Genomic DNA, 25,827 nt, shown 5'->3' on the forward strand with positions numbered 1-25,827 from the left:
CGTCCCGGTCAGGCCGGCCAGGCGGGTTCAGATCACCTGCGGCCGTACCCCGGGCGGCCACATTGCGCGGCCCCGTCGGCTATCTGATTAGCCGGCTTCGATGACGTTTCGGTGACGACGCGGTAAAGCATTGATGAAGGGCCGCCCCCATGGCATCACGGGGCTGCCGGAGGGCCCTGCCCCCTAGACAAATCCTTGATACACATCCGCAATTCCGGATCTATCCGGAGGGATGTCGCCCCTTGGTCTTCAGGAGATCCGCGCCGATGCCGGTACCGTACCGTGCCGCCCTTTACGTCATGCCCGGCACCTCGGACCCGCTGGGGGCCTTCGGGGCTGCCTGGCTCGGCCGCGCGGCAGATGGCGGGCCCCTGGCGCCGCGCCCGGCGGTACCGGAGAACTGGTCCGTCGACGCCCTCGATGCCGTGACGGCAGAGCCGCGGCGCTATGGCTTCCATGCCACCCTGCGTGCGCCCTTCCGCCCGGCCGAAGGCGTCGATCTGGACGCGATCGAGGCCCGGGCGGCGGAGCTTGCCGCCGCCCTGCCCCGGGTGATGATCCCGCAAGGGCTGCAGCTCCGCCGGATCGCGCATTTCCTGGCGCTGGTGCCGGCCGCGCGCTCGGACGCGCTGCAGGATTTCGCTGCCCGGATCGTGGAGGGCACCAATGATCTGCGCCGGCCGCTCGATGCCGGGGACCGGGCGAAACGGCTGGCCAAAAGCCGCCTCACCCCGCGGCAGATCGAACTGATGGACCGCTGGGGCTATCCCCATGTGTTCGAGGATTTCCGCTTCCACATGACCCTGACCGGCCGGCTGCCCGAAGACGAGCCGGCGGTCGCCCGGCTGTTCGATGCCCTGGCCGGCGCCACCGCGGCTTTTGCCACCCGGCCCTTCGTCATCGATGCCATTGCGGTCGCCGTGGAAGCCGCGCCGGGCGCGCCCTTCATTTGCCACCGCCGCTTCGCGCTCCGCGGTTGATGCGGCAGACGCAGGATGGGATGCTGACACGTCAACGACAACGACGCAAAAGCGCGACATCCCCCTACCGCATCCGAAGGCAGAATTTCCATGAAGGGCAAGGTCATCGGCTTCGACAGCCGGACGGGCACGGGCGCCATCGAAGGCGAAGACGGCCTGCGCTATGAATTTTCGGGCACCGAATGGCGAAGCGTCATCCGCCCCGAAAGCGGTGTTCCGGTCGATTTCCACCCCGAGGGCCAGATGGCCCAGGCGATCTTTCCGGTCCAGGCGCCGGCCGCCGCGCGGGTCGGGGACGGCTTCTCGTGGTGGGCGTTCTATTTCTCGTTCCGCGGCCGCACCACCCGCAAGCCCTATTGGCTGTATCTGATCCTGCCGGTCTTCGTGATCAGCATCCTGTTGACCCTGCTCGATGTGGGCCTCGGCACCTACAATGCCGAAACCGGGGCGGGTTGTTCAGCGGACTGTTCTCTCTGGCCGCAATCTGGCCCAGCCTCGCGATCGGCGCCCGCCGCTGCCATGATCGCGGCCGCAGCGGCTGGTTTCAGCTGATCATGCTGATCCCGCTGATCGGCTGGATCTGGCTGCTGGTCGAGATCGGCTTCCTGCGCGGCACCGAGGGGCCGAACCGGTTCGGTCCCGACCCTCTGCACACCGGCTACTGATACATATCGGCGGCCGACGCATACAGACGACCGGCAGCCGTCAGCCGTCGATCGCGCGGACGAAGGCGGCAACGGCGTCGTCCAGCGCACCGCCATTGTCGACCACAACCACATCAGGTCCTGCGGGCATCTCCGCCCGGGCCCGGGCCAGGCGGCGCCGGATATCCTCCGGCGTCTCCCGGCCGCGGGCGGCCAGCCGTTCGGCCAGCACCGCATCGGGGGCATCGCCCACCACGATCCTGACCGGCGCCGCCCGCCGCCGGGCATCGTCCAGCACCGCACGCGACACATTGGCGACCACCGTCATCCCGTCGCGCCGCGCCGCCGCAACCGTCGCCGGAATGCCATAGCAAAGGCCGTGGGCCTGCCAGTGCAGCAGGAAGTCGCCGGCCGCCGCCCGGGCCTGGAAGCCGGCGACGGTTTCGGGCTCGTGATCCTCGCCCCCGGCATCGGCCTGGCGGGTGATCACACGCCGGACGAAGAGATGACGGCCGCGCGGGGCCAATTCGGCCCGCGCGCGCTCCATCAGCGTATCCTTGCCCGCGCCCGACGGCCCCACCACCAGGCAGAGCAGGCCCCCGGTCTCAGCTTCGGCCGCAGCCATGATCAGAGCACCTGCCGGCCGCGCCGCCACACGTTCCGGATCAGCGGCACATGGCCGTCGACCACGGCGAAGCGCACCAGATCGGCCTGCGCGCCGGCCGCGATCCGGCCGCGATCCTTGAGCCCGACCGCGCGCGCCGGAATGTCGGTGACGGTGCGAATAGCGGCCGCCAGCCCCACCCCCTCCACATCCGCCAGCATCATGGCCGCATGCAGCAGGCTCGCCGGCACGTAATCCGACGACAGCACGTCGAGCAGCCCGGCTTCGGCAAGCGCCCGGGCCGAGACATTGCCGGAATGAGAGCCGCCCCGCACCAGATTGGGCGCCCCCATCAGCCCCGCCATGCCGGCGGCCTTCGATGCGCGCGCCGCCTCGATGGTGGTCGGGAACTCAGCCACCGAACAGCCATCGGCCTCGGCCTCGGCCACATGATCGGCCGTGGCGTCGTCGTGAGAGGCGAGCGCATAGCCGCGGGTCCGCGCCTGCGCCACCACATAGGCGCGGTTGGCGGGCGCGTATTCCGCCTGCATGCGCTTCTGGTTGACGATCATCTCCTCGATCTCGTCGGCGCTGACACCATGCTTGCCCATGTAGTATTCGCGGTATTTCGCCTCGTCGACGAACTGCCGCTGGCCGGGGGTGTGGTCCATGATCGACAGCATGCCGGTCAGCGGATGACCGACCAGCGGCTCGACCAAGGCCTGCATCCGTTCATGGGCGATCTCGCAGCGCAGATGCAGAAGATGGTCGACGCGGAGCAGGTCGCGGGCCTTGGCATCGGCCACCGCCTCGATCATGTCGGCCAGATCGCGCGCCCGGTTGCCCTGCTTCAGATCGCCGATGGTCACGGCGTCGAAAACCGTGGTGATGCCGGCCGCGGCCAGTTCCGCATCATGTGCCCGCACGGCCGGCAGCGACGGCCAGCGCACCCCCGGCCGCGGCGCGAAATGGCGCTCCAGATTGTCGGTGTGCAGCTCCACCAGTCCCGGGATCAGATGATCGCCCTCAAGGTCGATCGCGCCGGCAAGGCCCGAAACCCCTTCGGCCAGTTCGACGATGCGGCCCTCTGCGACCACCACGGTCGCCCGCGGCAACACGGTTTCGGGCGTCACCACCCGGGCATTGGTCAGGATGGTCTGGGCGGTCATGCGGCGGCTCCGGCGGGAGTGAGGGGCAGAAGGCGGGTCGCCAGGCGGTCGCGCACCGCCCGGTCGTGGAAGATGGCGACGATCGCGGCACCATTGCTGCGGGCGGCTTCGATCAGCCCGCAGGCCGCATCGACATTGCCGGCATCCAAAGAGGCGGTCGGCTCGTCCAGCAGCAGCACCGGATGGCCGGCGGCCAGGCCGCGGGCGATGTTCACCCGCTGCTGCTCGCCGCCCGAGAACGTGGCCGGCGGCAGTGACCACAGCCGTTCGGGCAGGTTCAGCGCCGTCAGCAGTTCGGCCGCGCGCGCCTCCGCCTCGGCCGCCCCTGCCCCGCGCCGGCGCAACGGCTCGGCGACGATCCTGAGGGTCGCGACACGCGGGATCACCCGCAGGAACTGGCTGACATAGCCCATGGTCCGGCGGCGGACATCCAGCACCTCGCGGGGTTCCGCCCTGCACATGTCGACCACCTCGTCGCCATGGCGGACCAGAACCCGGCCCTGATCGGCCAGATAATTGGCATAGAGGGTTTTAAGCAGGGTGCTCTTGCCGGTCCCGGAAGGGCCGTCCAGCACCACGCATTCGCCGGGCGCCACTTCCAGATCGACCCGATCGAGCACTGGCAGCCGCACGCCGCCCTGGGTGTGAAGCACGAAGGTCTTCGAGATGCCTTCGGCCTTCAGGCTCCAGCCATCCGCAACCGGCGTCGCCGTTCCGGCGAAATCTTGCGTCATCGGGGTCACCATCGGATCAGACCTGGAGCACGGAAGAGACGAGCAGCTGGGTATAGGGGTGCTGCGGGTCGTCGAGGATCTGGTCGGTCAACCCCTGTTCCACCACCCGGCCGCGGCGCATCCCCATCAGCCGGTCGGCGAGCAGGCGGGCGACCGCCAGGTCGTGGGTGACGATCAGCACCGACAGGCCCAGATCCTCGTTCAGTTCACGGATCAGGTCGAGCAGCCGTGCCTGCACCGAGACGTCGAGCCCGCCGGTCGGCTCGTCCATGAACACCAGCCTGGGACCGATCACCAGATTGCGGGCGATCTGCAGGCGCTGCTGCATGCCGCCGGAAAAGGTGCGCGGCAGGTCGTCGATCCGCCCGCCGTCGATTTCCACCCGTCCCAGCCAGTCGAGCGCCCGGTCGCGGATCCGGCCGTAATGACGGGCGCCCGTCGCCATCAGCGGCTCGCCGACATTGGCACCGGCGGAAACATCCAGCCGCAGCCCGTCGCGCGGGTTCTGGTGGACGATGCCCCATTCCTCGCGCGCCAGCCGGCGGCGCTCGGCCTCGCCCATGGTCACCACGTCATGTGTGGCGCCGGCGCGGTCGGTATAGAGCGCCTGGCCGCCATCGGCTTCGATCCGGCCCGACAGCATGCCGAGCAGTGTGGTCTTGCCCGATCCGCTCTCGCCCACGATGCCCAGCACCTCACCCGGCCACATCCGGAACGAGACGTCGGTGCAGGCGATGGCGCTGCCATAGCGCTTCTCCAGCCCCTCCACCGCCAGCAGAGGCCGGGCGGGGGACAGGGTCTCTGCGGCCTTTGCGATCGCGTTCATCGCGCGCCCTCCTCGCCCGGATGGAACGGGGCATCCATGCCAGGCCCCTCATGGCCGGCCTCGCGCCGGCTGGTGCAGTGATCGGTGTCGGAACAGACGAAGATCCGCCCGCCCCGGTCGTCGACGATCACCTCGTCCAGATAGCTGTCGGTGGCGCCGCAGAGCGCGCAGGGCCGGTCCCAGCCTTCCACGTCGAAGGGATGGTCCTCGAAATCCAGGCTGCGCACCGTGGTGTGCGGCGGGATCGCGTAGATCCGCTTCTCGCGCCCGGCGCCGAACAGCTGCAGGAAGGGCGCATCGTCCAGCTTGGGGTTGTCGAATTTGGGGATCGGCGACGGCCGCGCCAGATGCCGCCCCGCCACCATCACCGGATAGTCATAGGTGGTGGCGATGCGGCCGTGGCGGGCGATGTCTTCGTAGAGCTTCACATGCATCGCGCCATATTCGGCCAGCGCGTGCATGCGCCGGGTCTCGGTCTCGCGCGGCTCCAGCCAGCGCAGCGGCTCGGGGATCGGCACCTGATAGACCAGGATCTGGTCTTCGGTCAGCCGGGCTTCCGGCACGCGGTGGCGGGTCTGGATGATGGTCGCCTCACGCGTCCGCTCGGTGGTGGCCACCCCGGCGGTGCGGGCGAAGAAGCGGCGGATCGACACCGCATTGGTGGTATCGTCCGCCCCCTGGTCGATGACCTTGAGCACGTCGTCCCGGCCAAGCACGGCGGCGGTCACCTGGATGCCGCCGGTGCCCCAGCCATAGGGCAGCGGCATTTCACGGCTGGCGAAGGGCACCTGATAGCCGGGGATGGCGACGCCTTTCAGGATCGCCCGGCGGATCATCCGCTTGGTCTGCTCGTCCAGATAGGCGAAGTTGTAGCCATCGACGCTGCTGCCATCGGCGTCAGCGGCAAGAACGGTGGTCGTCGCGGGGGAGGTCATTCTGCCGCATCCCTGTTCTGGTCTTCGGCGTCCCGATCGTCCTGAACCTGCCGTTCACCATGTGCACGGCGCAGGCGACGGACCATGTCGAGTTCCGACTGGAAGTCGACGTAATGCGGCAGTTTCAGATGCTGCACGAAGCCCGAGGCTTCGACATTGTCGGCGTGGTAGAGCACGAATTCCGGGTCCTGCGCCGGGCCCATCACCGCCTCGCCCAGCTCACGCGCGCGCATCGCCCGGTCGACCAGCGCCATGGCCATGGCCTTGCGTTCGACCTGGCCGAAGCCCAACCCGTAGCCGCGGGTGAATTGCGGCGGCGCCGCAGCCGTGCCGCGGAACTGGTTGATCATCTGGCATTCGGTCAGCTCGATCTCGCCGATCTCGACCGCAAAACCCAGCTCTTCGGGCACCATCTCGACGGCGACTTTGCCGATGCGGATCTCGCCCGCGAAGGGATGGCTGTTGGCATAGCCGCGCTGGGTCGAATAGCCGAGCGCCAGCAGAAAGCCCTCGTCGCCGCGGGCCAGGCTCTGCAGCCGGAGCGCCCGGTCGGCCGGGAAGTCCAGCGGCTCACGGGTGAGGTCGGGCACCGTCTCCTCGTCCTCGTCGGCCACCGGCAATTCGCGCTCGATCAGCCCTTCATGGTTCAGCAGATCGGTGACCCGCGGCATGGCGTCGTCCAGCGGTTCGGCCAGCGGCAGAACCGGTTCCGGGGCGCTGCCGCCCGCCAGCAGGCCGAAATCCAGCAGGCGATGGGTATAGTCGAAGGTCGAGCCCAGCACCTGGCCGCCCGGCAGATCCTTGAAGGTGGCCGAGATGCGCCGGGCGATCGCCATGCGCGCGGTATCGACCGGCTCCGTCGCGCCGAAGCGCGGCAGGGTGGTGCGATAGGCCCTGAGCAGGAAGATCGCTTCGACCAGGTCGCCCTGGGCCTGTTTGATGGCGAGCCCGGCGAGTTCGGGATCATAGACCGAGCCTTCGGTCATCACCCGGTCGACCGCCCGGCCCAGCTGGCCGGTGATCTGGTCGACGCCGAGCTCCGCCACCTGCGGGTCGCCGCGGCGGTCTTCCGCCAGCAGCCGGTGGGCATTGGCGATCGCCGCCTCGCCGCCCTTGACCGCAACATACATCGGATCAGCCCTCCGGGGTGATGCGGGTGGTGCGCGGCAGGGCCGCCAGCCGGTCGCCCGCCGTCAGCACGATATCCAGACCGCGGGGATAGAGCGGCGCCAGCGCGGCGCGGGCGGCAACGAAGCCGGCCGGCAGCCCGGTCACCGCCAGATGCGCCGCCCCATCGATGCCGGGCCCTTCCAGCCGCCAGCCGGCCGCCGCCCCGGCCGACAGCGTCTCGACCTCGATCACCAGCGTGGTGGACCGGTCGGGATAGGCATCGGTGCCGAGGGCGAAACGATCGGGCGCCGGCATCGCCTCGGGATCGCAGATCACCGCGAAGGCGGCCTTGTCGGGGGCGACCGCCAGCGGCGCGCCGGTGTGAAAGCGCAGATAGGGCAGCGCCGGGGCCGAGACCCGGTCCAGCCAGACCGGGGTGTCGTGATCGGCCAGCGCCAGCAGCACGGCGGCGGCGGCGCGCGACAGCGGCCGGTCCAACCCCGGCACCGCCGTCACCCTGGCGATACGGCCGGGGCGGGCCATGGCGTCCAGCACGGCGCGAAAGGTGGTCTGGGCATCGCCGACCGGGTCGGGGAAGCCGGGGGCAAGGCTGGCGAGCGGGGCCGCCGCCGGCATGTCAGGGCTCAGGCTCATCCGTGTCACTCCCCGCGGACCATGGTGAAGAACTCCACCCGGCTCGCCGCCGCCTTGCGTGAGGCCAGGGCCCGGGCCGCTGCCTGTTCGGCCGCCAGCGGCTCGATCAGGTCGCGCATCAGCTGCGGGCCGTGGGACCCGGTCTGGAGCAGCGCATCCAGAACCGCCACCAGTTCGGCCTTCACCCGGTCGCGCCCGGCGACATAACCGACCCCGGCCTCGCCGTCCTTCAGCCGCACCACGGCGCGCGAGACGGTCATCTCGCCCAGATTGAACCGGGCCCCTGCCCCGCCCGCGCGGCCGCGGACCATGGCCAGACCGGTTTCCGGGCGACGCAGGGCCACGGCCCCCGCCAGCACACCGGCCCGGCCGCCGGGCAGATCATCCAGCGCCGCCTGCAACCGGCCGCGATCGGCACGGGCCAACACCGCCAGCCAGTGCCTGCGCGCCGCCTGGTCCGCCGTGCCACCGGCCATTTCCGCCGTGCCGCCGGCCATCTCCGCCGTCATCGTCATCGGACTTGTTCCTTCCGTACCCGCGTCGAAGTGGATGTCGACAACTTGGTATATTTGTATAGACATCCGTATCTCTCATGGGCATGATGCCTCCATCACCGCCCGAGGGCAAGCCCGGGAGGGTGACGTTTGCATGACGCTGCGGTACCGCAGCAGGACCAGAAGGGGGATCGGATGGCCATCGACCGGGAACCGGGGGTGACGCTCTGGCGGCAGATCGAACGGGTGCTCGCCGACGAGATTCAGCGCGGTATAATGACGCCGGGTGCCCAGCTCGCCACCGAACACCAGCTGGCGGAACGCTTCGGGGCCAACCGCCACACCGTCCGCCGCGCGATCCGCGAATTGAAGACCCGCGGCTTGATCCGCGTGGAACAGGGCCGCGGCACTTTCGTGCATGAAAACGTGATGGACTATGCCCTGGGCCCGCGCACCCGCTTCAGCGCCAATCTGAAAGCGCAGGAGCGGCGCCCCGCCGGCATGCTGCTGGAGGCAGCCGCCGTCGCCGCCACCGGCCGCGTCGCCGAGGGGCTGGGCGTCGCGGAAGGCGCGCCGCTGATCTATCTCACCACCCTCTCTTTCGCCGACAACGTGCCGGTCAGCCTGGGGCGGCATTACCTGGAGTTCGAACGCTTCCGCGGCATCGACGAGGTGTTCCGCGAGACGCCCTCCATGACCCTCGCTCTCACCCGCTTCGACATCCACGATTATACCCGCGGCCGCACCCGCATCACCGCGCGCATGCCCTCTGCCGAAGAGGCCGGGCTGCTGCGCCAGCCGCCCAACCGGCCGGTGCTGAAGACGGAATACATCGACGTCGATGTAAATGGCCGGCCGGTGCAATACGGCATCACCCTCTTTGCCGGCGATCGGGTGCAGATCGTCACCGACCCGCGCAACCCGGATGCCACCGACAGAACCGATGCATCGACATCAATGTAAATCGCCGGCGCCCGCGCCGACCATGGCGTGACGCCGGAGAATTTTCACCGCCAACTCAGCCACTTACGGCAGATCCCTGCAGCGAATTTCGGTCCACGGGTTGGTTTCGGCGCGCCGATCCCCTATATTTCCGTCGAACCCGCCACAACGACCATGATCAGGACCCCTCGCTTGGTGACGATCAGCCGACGCGCGGCCCTCGGCATTCTTGCCGGCGCCGCAGCTGCCACGGGTATCGCAGGAAACGCCCTGGCCCAGACCAATCCGGCCCCCGCAGGGGCACCGGACCCCGAGAACACCCTGGTCATGACCCTTGCGTCAGGCAAGGTCCTGATTCGCCTGCGCCCGGACATCGCGCCGGGCCATGTGGCGCGGATCAAGGAACTCACCCGGCAGGGTTTCTATGACGGCGTGGTCTTCCACCGCGTTATTCCCGGCTTCATGGCCCAGACCGGTGATCCCACCGGCACCGGCCGTGGCGGCTCGGGCAAGAAGCTGAAGGCGGAGCTGTCGAACACGCCCTTCCGGCGCGGCACCGTGGGCATGGCCCGCAGCAGCGATCTGGACAGCGGCGACAGCCAGTTTTTCATCTGCTACGACCGTGCCGGCCATCTCGACGGCAGCTATACCGTCTGGGGTGAGGTGATCGAAGGCATGGATCTCGTCGACCGCATCGCGCCCGGCGAACCGCCGCGGCGCCCCGACCGCATCGAGAAGATGCAGGTCCTGGCCGACGCAGCCCCGAAGTAATCCCACAGCCGCGGCGGCCCGAAAGGCCGCCGCGGACCGTTCCATCTGTCCGTTTATCAACTCGAAGTTGATAGGTGATGCAGCAGACTTTCCGGATCAACATGCAAGGAGGATCTCCCATGAACAGCGGCCGTCCCGATACCAGTCTCTGGGGCCCCGGCAAGGCCATGTTCGATGATGTGTACAACCTCTCGGATCCGGCAGCGTACTGGCAGCGCCTGGCACCTCTCGATTACCAGACCCCCGAGATCGCCGCAGGCTTCTACCGCTCGCTGCTCGGCAGCCTGGCGGTGGCCCGTGGCCGCGGGTCGCTGAAGCTGATCGATCTGTGCAGCGGCTACGGCGCGCTGCCGATGATGCTGAACCACGACCTGCAGCCGGGCACGCTGCATCGGCTTTATACCGACCCCAAGCGCGCGGCCCAGCCCGACGATGCGGGCCGCATCGCCTATGACCGCAACATGCTCCAGCGTCGCAAGGCGGCGGCCCAGCACCGCATCGCCGGTGTCGACGTGGCCGAGAATGCGCTGCGCTATTCCCGCACCGTCGGCCTGATCGAACGGGCCTTCGTCGAGGATCTGGAGAACGACGCGCCGAGCGCCGAGCTGGCCCGCTGGGCGGCCGATACCGACGTGATCGTCGAGGCCGGCGGCATGGGCTATGTCGGCGAGGCGACCATCTCCAAGCTGATCTCGGCGGCCGAGGACGGCCGCAAGCCCTGGGTGCTGTCGATGCCGGTGCGCACCGTCGACACGCACGCCCTTGAAGAGATGCTGGCCGATCACGGCTATGCGGTGGAGCACAGCTCCAAGACCTTCCGCCACCGCCGCTTCCACGACCAGAGTGAGCAGACCGCCGCGCTCGACCGCCTGGCCGATTTCGGCATCGACACCGGCGGTGCCGAAATCGACGGCTTCTACCGCGCCCGCCTGCTGGTCGCCCGCCCCACGGCGGAAGCCGCAGCCTGGCCGATCCAGGCCCTGCTGCCGGCAGCCTGACCTGCAGGATACGGACCGGCTTTCAGCCGGTCAGAACGACGACGGGTGATCGCCTCAGGCGGTCACCCGTTTTTTGTGGGGTGCGCCCCGCTACCGGGCCGGCAAGTGCCGGTCGGGGGCGGACAGTCTGCAGCAGGCCGCTCGTTTGCCCCTGCGCTCGCAGCTGATATGATCGGACCTAAGAGAGGTGCGATCATGTCCGACATTCATCTGACGGAATCGATGCAGGACTATGTCGACGGCCTGATCAGATCAGGGAGCTACGCCGATCTTGGTGAAGTGGTGCGCGCCGGGATCCGCCTGCTGATGCAGGAGGACGGCGCCCGGCAGTTTTATGCGTTGAAAGCCGAGCTTGGGACCGCCGCTGCTGCGGCGGAGAGTGGGGCTTTTGCCGACTTTGACCCGCGAGGGTTCGAGCCTGATGCCTTCAAGAGCTGATCGTCTGAATGGCGGTCAATCTCTCTGATCTCGCCCTGCGGGGTCGGAGAACAGTGGCTTCTATATCCGGACCTTTCGGCGCAGTCCGCCGCCCATACCCGCGATGGCACACCTCACCGCCGCCGCCTTTTTCACCCCCCCGGCTTTTTCGCTCGCATCGGCGGATGATCGGGCTAGGATGGGGCGCGTCAGCGGTGAACCCGGTTGCGGGTGGTGCCGTATGGCTTTTTGACGATCCTGCATCCACATCCTTCCGACCACCCGTTACGGAGCCCTCCGCTCATGACCGACACCGCGCTCGACCCCGAGAACACGCTGGTGATGACCCTGGACCACGGGACGGTGGTGATCCGCCTGCGTCCCGACCTCGCGCCCGGCCATGTCGCCCGCATGAAGGAACTTGCGCGCGAAGGCTTCTATGACGGCATCGTCTTCCATCGCGTGATCGAGGGCTTCATGGCCCAGACCGGCGACCCCACCGGCACCGGCCGGGGCGGTTCGGGCAAGAAGCTCAAGGCCGAGTTCACCAAGACCCCGTTCGAGCGCGGCGTGATCGGTGCGGCCCGCACCCCCGATCCGGACAGCGCCGACAGCCAGTTCTTCATCTGCTTCGCCCCGGCCCGCTTCCTCGACGGCCAGTACACCGTCTGGGGTGAGGTGGTCGAGGGCATGGAGGCGATCGACAAGATCGCCCGTGGCGAGCCGCCGCGGAAGCCGGATGCGATCAAGAGCCTGAAGGTCAAGGCCGACATCCAGGGCTGACGCGCAACCTTGGATACGCCAGACACCACGTCCGGGGGCGGCAACGCCCCGGACATCACGACCGGTTCGAAGGCCGCGACGCGCGACCCGGCCGAAGTCCTGCACGAGGTCTTCGGCTACAAGGCGTTCCGCGGCCTTCAGGCCGAGATCGTGGACCACGTCACCCGGGGCGGCGACGCCCTGGTGTTGATGCCGACCGGCGGCGGCAAGTCGCTCTGCTACCAGATCCCGGCGCTCTGCCGGCCGGGGGTCGGCATCGTGGTCTCGCCGCTGATCGCGCTGATGCAGGATCAGGTGGAGGCGCTGCGGCAGCTGGGCGTGCGCGCCGCCGCACTCAACTCCACCATCCCCTTCCGCGAGGCGATGGCGATCGAGCAGGCGATGCGCCGGGGCGAGATCGACCTGGTCTATGTCGCCCCTGAACGCCTGCTGACCGAACCCTTCCTGCGCCTGCTCGACGAGATCGAGATCGCGCTGTTCGCGATCGACGAGGCGCATTGCGTCTCGCAATGGGGCCACGACTTCCGGCCGGAATACCGCCGGCTGACGGTGCTGCACGAACAGTGGCGTCATGTCCCCCGGGTGGCGCTGACCGCCACCGCCGACGCCCCCACCCGCGCCGATATCCAGACCCATCTGGACCTTGGCCAGGGCCGGGTGTTCCTGTCGAGTTTCGACCGCCCCAACATCCGCTACCGCGTGGCGCCCAAAGAGACGCCGCGCCAGCAGATCAAGGATTTCCTGGATCGTCATCAGGGCGAGGCCGGCATCATCTACTGCATGTCGCGGGCCAAGGTGGAAGAGACCGCAACCTGGCTGACATCCGAGGGCATCGACGCCCTGCCCTATCATGCCGGGCTCGACAAGGATGCCCGCGCCCGTAACCAGGACCGGTTCCTGAAGGAAGACGGGCTGGTGATGGTGGCGACCATCGCCTTCGGCATGGGCATCGACAAGCCGGATGTGCGCTTCGTCATCCACCTGGACCTGCCGAAATCGCTGGAAGCCTATTATCAGGAAACCGGCCGCGCCGGCCGCGACGGGCTGGCATCGGAAGTGCTGATGCTCTACGGCACACCCGACATCGCCCGGATCTACCAGCTGATCGAGGCGTCGGAAGCGGCCGACACCCAGAAACGGGTGGAGCGGCGCAAGGTCGATGCCCTGGTCGGCTTCTGCGAGACCACGCGCTGCCGGCGTCAGGTACTGCTGGATTATTTCGACGAGCACGGCACGCAGCCTTGCGGCAATTGCGACACCTGCCTTGAGCCGGCCCGCACCTTCGACGGCACGGTCATCGCGCAGAAGGCGCTGTCGGCGGTGTATCGCACCGGCCAGCTGTTCGGCGCCGCCCATGTCATCGACGTGCTGACCGGCACAACCACCGACAAGGTCCGCCAGTTCGGCCATGACAAGCTCAGCGTCTTCGGCATCGGCAGCGAGTTGGACAAGCGCGGCTGGAAAGCAGTGTTCCGTCAGCTGGTCGCCCATCGCCTGCTGGTGGTCGACACCGCCGGCCATGGCGGGCTCAGGCTGGGCGACAACGAGACCTGCCGGCCGCTGCTGCGCGGCGAGACCAGCCTGACGCTGCGCGAAGACCCGGCGCCGCGTCGCCGCGGCCGGGGCCCCGCCCGCGACCGCAGCCGGCCCGAACGCCCGAGCCTGGCGGGCGAGGACGAGACCATGTTCCAGGCGCTGCGCCGGCTGCGCCTGGCGCTTGCCCGCGCCCAGGGCGTGCCGCCCTATGTGATCTTCCACGACGCGACCCTGGTCGAGATGGCCCGCAACCGGCCGCTGGACGAACGCGCGCTGGCCGAAATCCCGGGTGTCGCCTCCACCAAGCTCAGCCGCTATGGCGACGCCTTCCTGGCGGTGCTGCAGGGCGAGGATCCGGAGACGGTCGCCGACGGGTTCTGACCCGCCCGGGGCCGATCCGGCGATGAAATCCCGGTTCAGGCGATGAAATCCCGGTTCAGGTGATAAAGTCTCTGGCCGGCACCGGCCGGCCGAAGAACCAGCCCTGCCCCAGCGCATCGGGATGTTCCACCGCCAGATGGCAGGCCTGGGCCTCAGTCTCGATGCCCTCGACGATCACCTCGGCCCCCAGAAGGCCCGCAAGCGTGAAGATCTGCGGCACGATCGAGGCGCTGATCGCACCTGTGCCGATCGCCCGGGTGAACAGCCGGTCGATCTTGATCGCATCCACCGGCAGCTCGCCCAGATGGGCCAGGCTGGAATAGCCGGTACCGAAATCGTCGATATGAATGCGATAGCCGCGGTGGCGATACCGGGCCGCCGCCGGCGCCAGCTGCTGATATTCCGCGGTCGATCGCTCGGTGATCTCCAGCGCGATCCGCTCGGGCGCGATGCCGAGCCGGCGGGTCTCCGTCTCCAGCAGATCGAAGATGTCCGGATCGAGCAGATCCATGGTGGTGACGTTGAGTGCCAGGCGGAAATCGCCCGGCCCGGTCAGATGCGGTGCCATTTCATCCAGCGCCCGGATCAGGACATAGCGGGCAAGCTCGCCACTCAACCCCGTCCGTTCAGCAACCGGCACGAAGATATCGGGCGGGATCTCGCCGCCATCGGGCCGGTCCCAGCGGATCAGCCCTTCGGCCCCCACGACCCCCCCGTCGCGGACCCGTACCACCGGCTGATAGACCAGCCGCAGACGCCCGGCGGCCAGCGCCCGGCGCAGATCCTGTTCGATCGACCCGCCCGGCCGGCGCCATTGGGTCATGGCCAGGGCCGAAGCGGCACCGGCCAGCGCCCCCAGCAGCCCCACCCCTGCGACCACCGGCATCGGCTGACCCAGCATGCCGCGATCACCCGAGGCAATGGCGACGCAGATATCGAACCGTCGCGAGCAGGCGGCGGGATAGATGCGGCCTTCCAGCAACACCCCGCCCGCCGTCGGGCGCACGTTCAGGCTGCGGGTCGGCGTGCCGTCGCCGGTGCGGAAAACCCGGCCGGTGCTGCGGGCATAGCTGAAAACCAGCCGACCTTCATCGCGCATGAAGTCGTAGGCGGCATCCGAGATGAACACGATCGTCCGACCGAGACTGACCATGTCGGTGGTGATGCGCCGGGCCGCCGGATTGCGGGAGGCGGTCCAGACCCGCGAGCCGCTCGGCGCTTCGTAATCCGGCGGATCCAGCGGGGTCGGCAGGTCCAGCTGCCCCCAGGCTGCCGTGCACAGGATCCGGTCCCCATCCAGCCGGCCGACATCGCGGATGAAGCGCGAAACGAAGATCCGCTCGCGCAGCAGGGCCAGATCGAGCTCGGAACAGGCGGCCGCCATATCCGTGTTGGCGGCCACCAGCATCCGCGCCGCCTCGTCGGCGATCTCGTCCGATCGGGCCACCATCTCGGTCAGATGTGTCTCAAGCGTCGCATCCGACATTCGCCGGGCGACGAATTCTCCGCCCGCGAGCGCAAGCGCCGCCCCGGCCAGGGCCGCGGCGAACAGAAGCGGCATCAGCCAGCTGCGGCGAGCCCCCGTCCGATCGATCCATCCATAAAGACCCCGCGACAGCAGTGACACCTTAAACCCCTCGCCCCCGGATCGAGCACCGTTGCATCCTGCAACCCAGTGGCTCGCGATTGGGAGTGTATATGTATAGATGCCGGAACGTACAGAGGCAGGCAATGGAATTTATGGAGAATTTTCTTAAAAACCAATCGAAATCCATTATTCATCCGCGCCGCGCAAGGCGAACACCTGTAATAACCACAGCTGCACCCAAAAGACGGGCCAGGGTCAGCTCTTCCCCCAGCAGCAGAACCGCAACCGCAACCGCGATCACCGGGGTCAGATAGGTGAAGACCATGGCCCGGGCGACACCCAGCCGGGCGATCCCTTCGTACCACCAGACGAAGGCAAGGGCAGAGGCGAAGACGACGCTGAACCCCCAGGCGGCCCAATCGGCGGCCCCGAGCGCCGCCCAGGGCTGATCGGCCAGCCCCGGCAGCGCCAGCAGACAGAGCGCCAGGGCGCCGAACAGCATGGTCCAGGCGGTCACCGCCAGGGCGCCCAGCCGCGCCAGCAGGTGGCGCGACAGCGCCGAATACAGCGCCCAGGCCGCGGCGGCCCCCAGCATCACCAGATCGCCGGCCAGATCACCGGTTTCGAGATGAAGCCCCGTCAGGCTGTTGTTGACCACCAGCGCCACACCGGCAAAGGCGACGAGAATGCCGGCCCAGGCCCGCGGCCCCGCCTTCTGGCCGGTCAGATGGCCGAAGATCGCCCCGAAGATCGGCGCGGCCGACATCACGATCGCGGCACTCGACGCGCTGGTCATGTGCAGGCCGGTGGCCCAGAAGCCCTGAAACGCGGTGATGCCCACCAGCCCCAGCCCGATCAGCGGCAGAATATCGCGCCGCTGCAGATGCAGACGCACGCCGCGCAGCCGCAGCAGAATCAGCAGCAACACCGCGCCGGTGATATAGCGGGTCGCCGAGAAGGCGAGCGGAGACATCTGATCCAGTACCGATTTCGCGATCGGAAAATTGACCCCCCAGATCGCCGCGACCGTCAGAACCTGCAGAACCCCACTCTGGAACGGCCCGCGCCTGTCGCTGTCCGATGCGCCGGCGGGTTCTGCCCGCATCGCCCCTTTGCCCTCCATGGGTCTCTCCTCCCGATCCTGTTGGTTGCCTGCTTGTTGGGCGCCTGCATGGCCATCATCCGCCGCGGCGACGGGTGATCCTGGGCCGCGCCCGACCAGGGCGTCAAGCAAACGTATGATCGGTGAATCAGCGCCGGACGCGACCGGCGGCTGGCGGATGTCTCTTCAAGGTCACAGCGGGCGGGGTTTTGACACGCCCAGAGCACGGTCTGCCGGGGCATGATCATCCCGATGGTGAGCGGTCGATATGCCTCGCCCGGCAATCGACCCTGACCGCGACGCCGACCAGGCCGAGTGGACGCACGCTCTCCAGCAAGCCTCAACCCTGTCGCCTCTCGCGGCGGCCGCATTGCGCGGCCGCCGTTTTTTTTGGGGGAAATGACGGGGCCGCGATGGTTGCGGCACAGCCACAACCCGTGGCATTCCGGGCGCGGGCTCACCAGCAGACTTTGCACGACCCCCCGTCTGCGCCTATATCGCTTGGGTCAGCTTTCGTGCCGCAATGCGGCACCCGGGTTCCGGCGGTTTCCGGGACGATGAGGGGCAGGAACGACCGCATGACCGACCGCGCGCCCGACCGCCGGGTCAGAGACCATGTCGACGATCCGGTGGGTGACACTGCGCAGGTGACGGATGCCCGGCACCGCCCGCAGACCCATGCCGAGCGCGAGGCGCGCTCTCCCGCAAAGACCCGACCGATCACACTGGCGCTCCAGGGCGGCGGATCGCATGGCGCCTATACCTGGGGCGTGCTCGACCGGCTGCTGGAAGACGACCGTTTCGGCGTCGAAGCCGTCAGCGGCACCAGCGCCGGGGCACTGAACGGGGCGGCCCTGGTCGCAGGCTTTGCGACCGGCGGCCGCCAGGGCGCCCGCGACGCCCTGAACCGGCTGTGGGAAGCGGTGATGGAGGCCGGGCGCTACAGCCCGCTTCGCCGCACCCTGCTCGACCGGCTGATGGGCGGCTGGAACATGGATATGAGCCCGGCGCGGATGCTGTTCGATCTGACCAGCCGGGTGCTGTCGCCCTATCAGCTGAACCCGCTCAACATCAACCCGTTGCGCGATGTGGTCTCGGAAGCGATCGACCTCGATGCCGTGCGCAAATGCGGGGCGATGAAGCTGTTCGTGTCCGCGACCAATGTCCGCACCGGCAAGATCAAGGTGTTCGAGAACGAGGCCATCACCGCCGAAGCCCTGCTCGCCTCCGCCTGCCTGCCCTATGTCTTCCAGGCGGTCGAAATGGACGGCGATGCCTATTGGGATGGCGGCTATATGGGCAATCCGGCGATCTTTCCGCTGATCTACGGCGCCCGCAGCGCCGATGTGGTGATCGTGCAGGTCACCCCGATCAATCGCGACGAGATCCCCAAGACCGCGACCGAGATCTGGGAACGCGTCAATGAGATCAGCTTCAATTCGTCGCTGATGCGGGAAATGCGCGCGATCGGCTTCGTCGCCCGCCTGCTCGACGAGAACCGCCTGGATCCGCAGCGCTATAAGCGCATGCGGGTTCACTGGATCGACGGCGAACAGGAGATGGTGCCGCTGGGCAGTTTCTCTAAAATGAATGCCGATCGGGACTTCATTCTGCATCTTCGCGACATCGGCCGCGCCTCTGCCGACACGTGGCTGACCGCCAATGCCGATCTGGTCGGCAAGCGGTCGAGCATCGACCTTGTGGAGAAATTCCTGTGACCACGGTCCCTGCCGCTCTCCGACATCTGACCGCCGCCGCCCTGATCGCCGCCGCGGTCGGCGCCGCCATGCCTGCCCAGGCCCAAGGCGTTGCCGCAGGCGCCACGGGGGCCGCCGCGCAAAAGGCGGCGGCGGCAAAGCCCGTGCCCCAGGGACCGCGCGGCATCATCGGCCGGATCGAGACGCTGACCGCGAAGCATGAAGACACGCTGGTCGATCTGGCCCGCACGCTGGGCATCGGCTATGTCGAACTGCTGGCGGCCAATCCGGGCGTCGAGCCCTGGCTGCCGGGCGAAGGCACGAAGATCACGGTGCCGGCCGCCCATCTGCTGCCCGATGTGCCGCGCGAAGGCATCGTGGTCAATATGGGCGACCTCAGGCTCTATTACTTCCCGAAGGGCGGCGGGGCGCCGCTCAGCTTCCCGATCGGCATCGGCCGCGAAGGCTTCGCCACCCCCTATGGCGTGACCCGCGTCACCATGAAGCGCGACGGGCCGACCTGGACGCCGACGCCGTCGATGCGTGCCCGCAACCCCAACCTGCCCGCCTTCGTCGGCCCCGGCCCGAACAACCCGCTGGGCACGCATGCGATGAATCTGGGCTGGCAGAACTATGTGATCCACGGCACCAACCGCCCCTATGGCGTGGGCCGGCGGGTCAGCCAGGGCTGCGTGCGGCTTTATCCGGAAGACATCATCAAGCTGTTCGGCATGACCGAAAGCGGCACCAAGGTGACGGTGATCGACCAGCCGGCCAAGGTGCAGGTGATCGACGGCCAGCTCTATCTGGAGGTTCACCCCACCCAGCTGCAGGTCGATCAGATCGAGGAAGTCGGCCGCTTCACCCCCGAAGCCATGCCCGAGGTGGAGCCCAAGGTGGCCGCCGCCGCGACCAAGGCCGGTATCAAGGTCGATTGGGAAGCGGTGACCCGCGCCGTGATCGAGCGCACCGGCCTGCCGGTGAAGGTCAGCCTGGGCGGCGGCACCATCCCCGAACTGGCGGCGCTGCCGATCAACCCCACGCGCACGCCGGTGGAAAAGACCCTGCCCGGCCAGCAGTCGGTGCCGGCAGAAGACGGCGGGCCGGCGCGGATGACGCCGGTTTCGGCCACCGCCGCCCCCCAGCCGGCGGCCGACGGCCTGCCGAAGCCCGCGGTCGATCCGCGCAAGGACCCGCTGACCGCCCATACCTTCCCGGCCGAGCTGAAGCCCGCCCAGCCGATCGCCCGGCCGGCGGAGCCCGCCAATGTGGTAACGCTGAGCGTCTCGCCGGCTGCCCGCGCCGCAGCCGAGGCCCGGGTGGTGCAGCCGGTGGCGACGCCGGCCCCTGCGGCCCTTCCGACCGCCACCATCCCGGCCGTCACCGCCACCGCCGCGCCGATCACCCAGCCGGCGCCGCCGGCGGCGGTGGACACGCGCATCCCGCGCGGCGCGCCGGTGCAGCTGATCCAGCCGGTCGCGGACTGATGCGCCGCGGCCCGGTTGCAGCTTTGCAACGCGGACCGGATCAGCGCATGAAAACGAGAAGGGCCGGCGGAGATGCTCCGCCGGCCCTTCTTTTCGTCGACGTCCGGTGATGCCCGGCTCCGGTGGACGTCCTCCGCCGCAGCGGAAACCGAAGCCAAGCGAAACCCCCGGCGGGACCAGGCCCGACCGGGGGTTTCCGTCGCGCCGGTTACCCGGCGCGAGCGATCACTTGCGCTGGCCGGCGCTGAAGGCGCGCTCGGCGCGCTCGGCGGCCCGCTCGGCGCGGTCGGCCGAAGCGGCAGCGGCCTGGGCGCTGCGGGCGCTCTCGGCGGCCGAAGCGCGCGAGGCGTCGGCGCTCTGCTTCGCCGAGGTGGCGGCAGCCTTCGCCTCGTTGAGGAGCATACGATCCTCGTCCGAGAGGTTCGCGCAGCCGGCGACCGCGATCAGGGCGGTGGCGCCGAAGAGGGGCAGCGCAACGCGCTTGATACGGTTCATGGTCATGGCACATCTCCAGTTGTCTGGGCAGCATGTGGCGCACCCACATGCGTACCGAGGCGACCGTAGCACAACACCCGTCACGTTTCACCGGTCTGCGGAGGGCGGACCGCACGGCGCCGCATCGCATCGGGCCTCTGTTGCACAGAAGCAACAGGACTGCGGCATCTGTAGCAAATGTCCGTTTATACTGTGGACGTATGGTGTCTGAGACCACACCCTCATATGCCGCTGATCAGTCTGCCGGCGCTCATCATCACCGCGCGCCCCGACAGACGCACCGCCGAAATCCCGGTGTGGTCCAGATCGATTTCCAGATCCAGACGGCTGGGGCGGCCCATCGCCTCGCCCTGCAGGATGGTCCAGGCGACGGTTCCGGGCACCAGAACCGGCTCGATCCCCGCCAGCCAGGCCGCCAGCGCCATCGCCGCCGATCCGGTGGCGGGATCCTCGCCGATGCCGGCGGCGGCCCCGAACATCCGGGCGCGGACCCGCCGCGCCGCCCGATCCACCACCATCGGATAGACCAGCCGCGAGGGCGCGCCCTCTGGCAGCAGCCGGGCCGCGGCTGCGGCATCCGGCCGGCAGCGGTCCAGATCGGCATCCTGCGCCAGCGGCACGAACAGGAAGGGCATGCCGGCGGAGGCGACCAGCGCCCCATCGGCAATCGCACGCTCCGGCAGCGACAGAAGTGCGGCCAGATCCGCGCGCGCCGGGGCATCGGCTACCGGCTCGGGCCGGCGCGGCGCGCCCATCACCGCCCGCGGCAGACCGCCCGCGCCATCGGCCAGGATGTCGACCGGCACGGGGCCCGCCGCTTCCTCGATCACCACCCGGACGGGGCTGCCGTCACCGGCGGGGCTGATCCGCCCCAGATGGACCAGCGCCAGCACGCCGCCGATGGTCGGGTGCCCCGCGAAGGGCAGCTCGATTTCGGGCGTGAAGATCCGGAAGCGCAGATCGCAATCCGGCCGGGTCGGCGGCAGGACGAAGGTCGTCTCCGACAGGTTGAATTCGCGCGCAATCCGCTGCATCGCCCCCTCGTCCAGCCCGTCGGCATCGGGCAGCACCGCCAGCGGATTGCCGCCGAAGGGCTGATCGGTGAAGACGTCGGCCGTCAGAAAGGCGCGCCCCGGGACGTCGGCAGCGGACATGGGCTTCTCCCCTTATGGTGGATGGCGAGGCAGGACGAACGCGCCGATCTTGCACCGGCCGCGCGATCCGCGCCACCCCGTCCCGCCAGCTTCCGCGCTGGCCGCGCCACCGGGAGCGTGGTTTACTCGACAGCCGCCCGAAAATGCGGGTGACGGGATGAATGGTCCGCCATACGGACCCGGTGTGATTGGACGGATGACGATGACGACGATGACCGCGCGCGTGTCCTGGCTGGACGGCATGATGTTCGTGGGCGAAAGCGGCTCGGGACATACGGTGGTGATGGACGGGGCCGCCCAGCATGGCGGCCGCGATCACGGGATCCGGCCGATGGAGATGCTGCTGCTCGGCATGGGCGGCTGCAGCGCCTTCGATGTCGTCCAGATCCTGAAGAAGGGTCGCCAGCCGATCCAGGGCTGCCGGCTGGAGATCGAGGGCGACCGCGCCGAGACCGACCCCAAGGTCTATACGAAGATCACCGTGCGCTATGTGGTCTATGGCGACGGGCTGGATCCGGCCAAGGTCGACCGGGCGATCAAGCTGTCGGCCGAGAAATACTGCTCGGCCTCGATCATGATGGGCAAGACCGCCGAAATCGAGCACGTCTTCGAGATACGGCCGGCAGCGGCAGCCCGCGATGCCGAGGTCTGACACACCGCCCGAACTGCGTGCAGCGGCCGTCGGCGGCCCGGCGGACGGCAGGCCGGGTCGCGACGCGCCGCTCTGGATCCTGGTGGTCATCACCGCGATCGGGCCGGTGGCGCTCAACCTGTTCGTGCCGTCGATGCCGGCGGCGCAGCGCGGGCTGGGCCTCAGCGATGCCGCGATCCAGCTGACGCTCACCCTTTATCTGGGGGCGCTGGCCGGGGCCCAGCTGATCTATGGCCCGGTCTCCGACCGCTTCGGCCGCAAGCCGCCGCTGATCTTCGGCATGCTGTGCCTGGCGCTGGGCAGTGTCGTCGCCGGTTTTGCCGAAGATGCCGTACAGCTGGTCAGCGGCCGGGTGCTGCAGGCGATCGGCGGCTGTTCCGGGCTGGTGCTGGGGCGGGCGATGATCCGCGACCGCCATGATCCGTCCGAAGCGGCGTCGCGGATCGCCACCGTCACGCTCGCCATGATGCTGGCGCCGATGCTGACCCCCGCGGTCGGCGGCTATGTCGATCAATGGCTGGGCTGGCGGGCCGGGTTCTGGGTCATCACCTCGATCGCCGCCGCGATCTTCGTGGCGGTGACCCTGCGCCTGCCCGAAACCCATCACGACCGCCGGCCGATGCCGGGGCTGGCGCCCATGCTGCGCGCCTATCGCGGTCTTCTGGCCGATCGCGGCTTCCTGGGCCATGCCGGCGCCGCCGGTTTCGGCACCGCCGCCTTCTTCGCCTTCGTCGCCGGCGCGCCCTATGTGATCATCGAACTGATGGGCCGCACCCCGGCCGAATTCGGGCTCTGGTATATCGTGGCCTCGGGCGGCTACATGATCGGCAACATCATCACCGCGCGTCTGGCCTCGCGCGTCGGGCCGATGCGCATGCTGGCCGCGGGCGCGATTGCGGCGGTTGCCGGCTACGGCTCGCTGATCCTTGCGGCCGGCCTGCTGCCGATGGCGCCGATGACCATCTTCCTGCCAATGACCGGCATCGCGCTCGCCAACGGCATCATCCTGCCCAATGCCACCGCCCGCGCGCTGGTGGCGGGCGGCACCGGCAATGTCGGTGCGGCGGCGGGGCTGGCCGGGTTCCTTCAGATGGGCGGCGGCGCCGTCGCCTCTCAGGTGATCGGCTGGACCCGCGGCGACGATGCCTGGCCGCTGGTCTTCGTGCTGGTCGGCTGCGGGGTCGGCACGCTTCTCTGCACCCGGATCGCCTGGGGCGCAGAGCGCCGCCCCGGATAGGTTCCGCCCCGCACAAAAACCCGATCCACATAAAAAATTTCTGCTGTCAAGTCTTTAGTGAAAATCACATAAGGCTTGAAACCGCATATGGGACAGCAGGTTAGCTCTTTTCAGGGCTGCTTTGCAGAACTGTGGCTTCGTAGGCTAGGGGCCACATAAGAGCGTCAGGAGAGAAAGCCGGATCGTATTGGGTCGTTTCAGATCGGCCGGATACAGCCCTCCATCTATGTCCTTCTGAATCTACCGTTCAGTGCTGACTATGGAAGGCGCCCGGAGACCATCGGGAAGGTAAGTATGAGCAGTGCAAACAAGCTCTCCCTCAGCTCCAAGCTTTACGATTAGCAATACCGCAAAGTTTGCGCCTACAGTTTCGTCTTGGACGATCTGTAGCATCGACAGATCATCTGTCCTGCTTGGGTAAGGCGCAAACGATGGATGCGAATGCCATTCACCAAGATAGTTAAACCGGGTGTAGTCATGTCCCGTCTGCTGGAAGAATGCGCGCAGCCTTCCGATGGCGTCCTCGATCCTTCGCACAAATGAGGCGAACGCACCGCGACGATGCACGGTCATCTCCCGGACGACGAAAAGATTCGGTCCGGCATGTTCGCCCATCAGGATTCCCCCGATCTCGCGCCGGCCGGCTTTCCGGAGCGCCGCCAGCAGCAACTCGTGCTGCTCAGGCGGCAGGATCAGCGTCAGCACGCTTTTGTCCTTCGTACATCCTCAGCAACGCTTCCACGACGGCATGCCTGTCCTCGCCACTTCCGGCGTCCTCGCCACGCTCCCAGCCCTGGCCCTGCACGGCGACCGGGCGCGTATCGAACGGCGCCTCGAAGATCCACTCGCGGCGCATGCCCAACAGGTACACCGAATAGGGAAACTCGCTTGGATCCCGGGACAACGCGGTATCGATGGCCAGCCGGGTCAGCGCGGTCGCCACGAAGCCGACGTCGCTGTCGTATGCGACCAACGGTTGTTCTTCGGTTCCGTCGTAGCCTGCCGCGTTCTTGAAAGGCGCGTCGGGAAGGGTCGCCAGGTAGGCGTGGTAGGCGTCGCGAACCGCCAACGGGTTCGGATCGCGTCCCGGGCGCGCCCGCGCGATCATCCCACCGTAACCGCCGGCGAATATCTCGCCCCAGCATAGCGGCGTTTCCTGCCGCTTCGCTAACGCTGCCAGCAGTAGGAAGACTTCCGGATTGGCGGTGGCATCGATCAGCAGGTCGCAGTTGGACAGATCCTTGAGCGCGGCTGCCGCGGTCACCGCTGACTCCTGACCGGCGAGACGAGTGGTTCGCGTATCCACCTGCACCCCAGCGGCAATCAGTGACAGTGCGTCACGCGCCGCTCGTGCCTTGTGCGTCCCCACGTAGGCCCAAGACAGCTCGTGGCGCACCATGTTGCCGGGCGCGAGGTAGTCGTCGTCCACCAACAGGAAGCGGCGGACACCGGATCGCGCCAATGAAACCGCGATCTTGCTGCCCATTGATCCGAGTCCGACGATGCCGACACGGACATTGGCCAGTCGCTGTGTTTCCTCCGACAACCTGAAATCGGAAGGCGTCGGCCACACGATCCTGTGCTCCAACAACTCCGGCTGCTCGCCCGAGTCGATCAGGAACACCCGCAGCGACGGCAACGCCGTGCCCAGCAGCACGATGGTTCTCGCCTTGTACTTGCCAGCCTCCTGCACCAGGACGTCGTCGGTGGCAAATCCCGCCTCTGCCAGCACCCGCACCAACGCCTCGGCGTATTCGACGGATTGGCGCTGGTCGAAAACTTCGCTACGAAAGATCCATCCATCGCCGGACAGCGAGAACAGCGGAAGCGATGTTGCGATACCTTCCGGAACGTCGACCACGTCCTGCAGCACGTCCTGCGCGTCGGCGACTTTCCCCGCGAACATGACGACTGCACCCAGGTTGTACACGATCGCCGATTTCAGCCGGGTTCGGGATGATAGAGGGAGCGCAGTCCACGTGGCCAGTAGCCCGGTGGTGGCCACGAAGCGCTGGCCCGCGCCGCGCATGTCCTGTCCCTCCGTCAGGCGGTGCGCCGAGGGCACCGTGTTCGGCAACTCGGGATGCTGTTCAGTGCTCAGCAGTTCGTGTGCGCTACGCACCATGTCTGCACCCGTCACGTCAGGATGCCAGTTGTCTGCCCGCCACTGCAGGCACAGCGGGCCGCCGGCCCCGTACTGGTGGCCGGACCATCGCTCGGATTTGTCCCGCGGACAGATGTAGGGCGGCGAGTCCGGAAACATGGCCGGATAGGTCATCCGCCCCGCAAAGACGCGGCCATGGATGGTCATGTCGAGATCGACCGCAATCGAGCCGTCCTCGGACATGCGCCAGGCCGTGCTCAGCCAGCCGGCCTCGGCTTCGAGATGATCGAGTTCCGCGCGCTCGCGCAGGAAGCGCGCGGGATCGTCCATGGC

27 protein-coding genes are annotated in these 25,827 nt (G+C 68.2%); 13 read left to right on the forward strand and 14 right to left on the reverse strand.

Annotated elements, in window-relative coordinates; genetic code table 11:
• The first annotated feature begins 266 nt into the window (after positions 1 to 266).
• The 3 genes from CMO28_RS24725 to CMO28_RS24735 all read left to right on the forward strand — a co-directional run bounded on the left by CMO28_RS24725 (position 267) and on the right by CMO28_RS24735 (position 1,645).
• Positions 267 to 980: a DUF1045 domain-containing protein gene (locus tag CMO28_RS24725; protein WP_296718520.1), complete on the forward strand. Its 714-nt coding sequence runs from the start codon at positions 267 to 269 to the stop codon at positions 978 to 980.
• Positions 981 to 1,070: 90 nt separating this feature from the next.
• The gene (locus CMO28_RS24730; protein ID WP_296718526.1) at positions 1,071 to 1,532 is read left to right on the forward strand and encodes a hypothetical protein; all 462 of its coding nucleotides are present in this window, start codon (positions 1,071 to 1,073) and stop codon (positions 1,530 to 1,532) included.
• Complete coding sequence (locus CMO28_RS24735) at positions 1,433 to 1,645, forward strand: DUF805 domain-containing protein (protein WP_296718527.1); 213 nt, start codon at positions 1,433 to 1,435, stop codon at positions 1,643 to 1,645. Before CMO28_RS24730 ends, CMO28_RS24735 begins: the two co-directional genes overlap by 100 nt.
• 40 nt (positions 1,646 to 1,685) lie before the next feature.
• Here CMO28_RS24735 and phnN read toward each other — a convergent pair whose 3' ends face one another.
• Genes phnN through phnG form a run of 8 tightly spaced genes read right to left on the reverse strand, consistent with a single transcriptional unit; the run spans position 1,686 to position 8,171 of the window.
• On the reverse strand, positions 1,686 to 2,249 hold the full coding sequence (phnN, locus tag CMO28_RS24740) for a phosphonate metabolism protein/1,5-bisphosphokinase (PRPP-forming) PhnN (protein ID WP_296718530.1): 564 nt from the start codon (positions 2,247 to 2,249) through the stop codon (positions 1,686 to 1,688).
• Positions 2,250 to 2,251: 2 nt separating this feature from the next.
• Positions 2,252 to 3,397, reverse strand: a complete 1,146-nt coding sequence (locus tag CMO28_RS24745; protein WP_296718533.1) for an alpha-D-ribose 1-methylphosphonate 5-triphosphate diphosphatase — start codon at positions 3,395 to 3,397, stop codon at positions 2,252 to 2,254.
• Positions 3,394 to 4,131 carry a phosphonate C-P lyase system protein PhnL gene (phnL, locus tag CMO28_RS24750; protein WP_296718536.1) on the reverse strand — a complete coding sequence of 246 codons (738 nt, stop codon included), beginning with the start codon at positions 4,129 to 4,131 and terminating at the stop codon, positions 3,394 to 3,396. Before phnL ends, CMO28_RS24745 begins: the two co-directional genes overlap by 4 nt.
• Before the next feature lie 16 nt (positions 4,132 to 4,147).
• On the reverse strand, positions 4,148 to 4,957 hold the full coding sequence (gene phnK, locus CMO28_RS24755) for a phosphonate C-P lyase system protein PhnK (protein WP_296718538.1): 810 nt from the start codon (positions 4,955 to 4,957) through the stop codon (positions 4,148 to 4,150).
• Entirely contained in the window at positions 4,954 to 5,892 is a 939-nt protein-coding gene (locus CMO28_RS24760; RefSeq protein ID WP_296718541.1) for an alpha-D-ribose 1-methylphosphonate 5-phosphate C-P-lyase PhnJ, read from the reverse strand. Before CMO28_RS24760 ends, phnK begins: the two co-directional genes overlap by 4 nt.
• On the reverse strand, positions 5,889 to 7,022 hold the full coding sequence (locus CMO28_RS24765) for a carbon-phosphorus lyase complex subunit PhnI (protein WP_296718543.1): 1,134 nt from the start codon (positions 7,020 to 7,022) through the stop codon (positions 5,889 to 5,891). Before CMO28_RS24765 ends, CMO28_RS24760 begins: the two co-directional genes overlap by 4 nt.
• A gap of 4 nt (positions 7,023 to 7,026) precedes the next feature.
• Entirely contained in the window at positions 7,027 to 7,656 is a 630-nt protein-coding gene (gene phnH, locus CMO28_RS24770) for a phosphonate C-P lyase system protein PhnH (protein ID WP_296718546.1), read from the reverse strand.
• Between the two features lie 5 nt (positions 7,657 to 7,661).
• Positions 7,662 to 8,171 carry a phosphonate C-P lyase system protein PhnG gene (phnG, locus tag CMO28_RS24775; protein WP_296718549.1) on the reverse strand — a complete coding sequence of 170 codons (510 nt, stop codon included), beginning with the start codon at positions 8,169 to 8,171 and terminating at the stop codon, positions 7,662 to 7,664.
• 174 nt (positions 8,172 to 8,345) lie between these two features.
• On the opposite strand from phnG, the gene phnF reads away from it, so the two are divergent.
• The 6 genes from phnF to recQ all read left to right on the forward strand — a co-directional run bounded on the left by phnF (position 8,346) and on the right by recQ (position 13,978).
• Complete coding sequence (phnF, locus tag CMO28_RS24780) at positions 8,346 to 9,113, forward strand: phosphonate metabolism transcriptional regulator PhnF (protein ID WP_296718553.1); 768 nt, start codon at positions 8,346 to 8,348, stop codon at positions 9,111 to 9,113.
• Between the two features lie 174 nt (positions 9,114 to 9,287).
• A complete protein-coding gene (locus CMO28_RS24785) occupies positions 9,288 to 9,863 on the forward strand; it encodes a peptidylprolyl isomerase (RefSeq protein ID WP_014745620.1) in 576 nt (191 codons plus the stop codon).
• Positions 9,864 to 9,982: 119 nt separating this feature from the next.
• The gene (locus CMO28_RS24790) at positions 9,983 to 10,861 is read left to right on the forward strand and encodes a hypothetical protein (RefSeq protein WP_296718555.1); all 879 of its coding nucleotides are present in this window, start codon (positions 9,983 to 9,985) and stop codon (positions 10,859 to 10,861) included.
• A 195-nt stretch (positions 10,862 to 11,056) separates the two neighbouring features.
• Positions 11,057 to 11,299: a type II toxin-antitoxin system ParD family antitoxin gene (locus CMO28_RS24795; protein ID WP_296718556.1), complete on the forward strand. Its 243-nt coding sequence runs from the start codon at positions 11,057 to 11,059 to the stop codon at positions 11,297 to 11,299.
• 282 nt (positions 11,300 to 11,581) lie between these two features.
• Positions 11,582 to 12,061 carry a peptidylprolyl isomerase gene (locus tag CMO28_RS24800; protein WP_062762839.1) on the forward strand — a complete coding sequence of 160 codons (480 nt, stop codon included), beginning with the start codon at positions 11,582 to 11,584 and terminating at the stop codon, positions 12,059 to 12,061.
• A 54-nt stretch (positions 12,062 to 12,115) separates the two neighbouring features.
• The gene (gene recQ, locus CMO28_RS24805; RefSeq protein WP_062762865.1) at positions 12,116 to 13,978 is read left to right on the forward strand and encodes a DNA helicase RecQ; all 1,863 of its coding nucleotides are present in this window, start codon (positions 12,116 to 12,118) and stop codon (positions 13,976 to 13,978) included.
• A gap of 55 nt (positions 13,979 to 14,033) precedes the next feature.
• Here the strand turns inward: recQ and CMO28_RS24810 are convergent, their stop codons facing one another.
• Entirely contained in the window at positions 14,034 to 15,539 is a 1,506-nt protein-coding gene (locus CMO28_RS24810) for an EAL domain-containing protein (RefSeq protein WP_296718560.1), read from the reverse strand.
• A 217-nt stretch (positions 15,540 to 15,756) separates the two neighbouring features.
• The gene (locus CMO28_RS24815) at positions 15,757 to 16,689 is read right to left on the reverse strand and encodes a DMT family transporter (RefSeq protein WP_296718563.1); all 933 of its coding nucleotides are present in this window, start codon (positions 16,687 to 16,689) and stop codon (positions 15,757 to 15,759) included.
• A gap of 557 nt (positions 16,690 to 17,246) precedes the next feature.
• Between CMO28_RS24815 and CMO28_RS24820 the strand changes: the two genes are divergently transcribed.
• Together CMO28_RS24820 and CMO28_RS24825 are read left to right on the forward strand one after the other, a co-directional pair.
• Positions 17,247 to 18,386 (forward strand): patatin-like phospholipase family protein, encoded by a 1,140-nt coding sequence (locus CMO28_RS24820; RefSeq protein ID WP_014745628.1) that lies wholly within the window; start codon positions 17,247 to 17,249, stop codon positions 18,384 to 18,386.
• Entirely contained in the window at positions 18,383 to 19,852 is a 1,470-nt protein-coding gene (locus tag CMO28_RS24825) for a L,D-transpeptidase family protein (RefSeq protein ID WP_296718567.1), read from the forward strand. The genes CMO28_RS24820 and CMO28_RS24825 overlap by 4 nt, the downstream gene beginning before the upstream one ends.
• A 225-nt stretch (positions 19,853 to 20,077) precedes the next feature.
• On the opposite strand, the gene CMO28_RS24830 is transcribed toward CMO28_RS24825, so the two are convergent.
• Complete coding sequence (locus CMO28_RS24830; protein WP_014745630.1) at positions 20,078 to 20,353, reverse strand: hypothetical protein; 276 nt, start codon at positions 20,351 to 20,353, stop codon at positions 20,078 to 20,080.
• Between the two features lie 215 nt (positions 20,354 to 20,568).
• Complete coding sequence (locus tag CMO28_RS24835) at positions 20,569 to 21,501, reverse strand: PhzF family phenazine biosynthesis protein (RefSeq protein ID WP_296718571.1); 933 nt, start codon at positions 21,499 to 21,501, stop codon at positions 20,569 to 20,571.
• A gap of 211 nt (positions 21,502 to 21,712) precedes the next feature.
• On the opposite strand from CMO28_RS24835, the gene CMO28_RS24840 reads away from it, so the two are divergent.
• Positions 21,713 to 22,153 carry an OsmC family protein gene (locus CMO28_RS24840; protein ID WP_322111412.1) on the forward strand — a complete coding sequence of 147 codons (441 nt, stop codon included), beginning with the start codon at positions 21,713 to 21,715 and terminating at the stop codon, positions 22,151 to 22,153.
• A complete protein-coding gene (locus CMO28_RS24845) occupies positions 22,140 to 23,390 on the forward strand; it encodes a multidrug effflux MFS transporter (RefSeq protein WP_296718575.1) in 1,251 nt (416 codons plus the stop codon). The genes CMO28_RS24840 and CMO28_RS24845 overlap by 14 nt, the downstream gene beginning before the upstream one ends.
• A gap of 240 nt (positions 23,391 to 23,630) precedes the next feature.
• Here CMO28_RS24845 and CMO28_RS24850 read toward each other — a convergent pair whose 3' ends face one another.
• Entirely contained in the window at positions 23,631 to 24,095 is a 465-nt protein-coding gene (locus CMO28_RS24850; protein WP_296718577.1) for a Mov34/MPN/PAD-1 family protein, read from the reverse strand.
• Positions 24,070 to 25,824 carry a ThiF family adenylyltransferase gene (locus tag CMO28_RS24855; RefSeq protein ID WP_296718580.1) on the reverse strand — a complete coding sequence of 585 codons (1,755 nt, stop codon included), beginning with the start codon at positions 25,822 to 25,824 and terminating at the stop codon, positions 24,070 to 24,072. The genes CMO28_RS24850 and CMO28_RS24855 overlap by 26 nt, the downstream gene beginning before the upstream one ends.
• Positions 25,825 to 25,827 lie beyond the last annotated feature (3 nt).

The organism is Tistrella sp. (assembly GCF_002684955.1).
Taxonomy (GTDB): Bacteria; Pseudomonadota; Alphaproteobacteria; order Tistrellales; family Tistrellaceae; genus Tistrella; species Tistrella mobilis.